1 protein-coding gene is annotated in these 529 nt (G+C 65.0%); it reads left to right on the forward strand.

Going from position 1 to position 529, the window contains the following annotated elements; translation table 11 throughout:
- Positions 1 to 25: 25 nt before the first annotated feature.
- The coding region (locus AC0L3B_RS38310; RefSeq protein WP_473382754.1) for an IS110 family RNA-guided transposase at positions 26 to 529 on the forward strand (504 nt) is incomplete at its 3' end.

Raw genomic sequence — 529 nt, forward strand, 5'->3', positions numbered from 1 at the left:
GGGCGCCCAAGACAAGGAGCACGCCATGTCTCAGAAACTCGACGCTTCGCCCGCCGTCATCGGCATCGATATCGGCAAGAACTCGTTCCACATCATTGGCCAGAATCAGCGCGGCGGCATCGTGCTGCGGCAGAAGTGGTCGCGCGGCCAGGTGGAAACCCGGCTCGCCAACCTGCCGCCGTGCTTGATCGGCATGGAGGCCTGCGTCGGCGCGCATCACCTCAGTCGCAAGCTGCAAACGCTTGGCCACGACGCCCGCTTGATGCCGGCGAAATACGTGCGCCCCTATTCGAAGGGACAGAAGAACGACTTCCGAGATGCGGAAGCCATCGCCGAGGCGGTCCAACGCCCGATCATGAAGTTCGCCGCAACCAAGACCGCCGACCAGCTCGACCTGCATGCGCTGCACCGCGTGCGCGAGCGATTAGTCGGTCAGCGCACCGGCGTCATCAATCAGATCCGTGCGTTCCTGCTGGAGCGGGGCATCGCCGTGCGGCAAGGCCTGCGCTCCCTGCGGTCCGAGTTGCCG

This window comes from Bradyrhizobium sp. Kon56 (genome assembly GCF_055807635.1).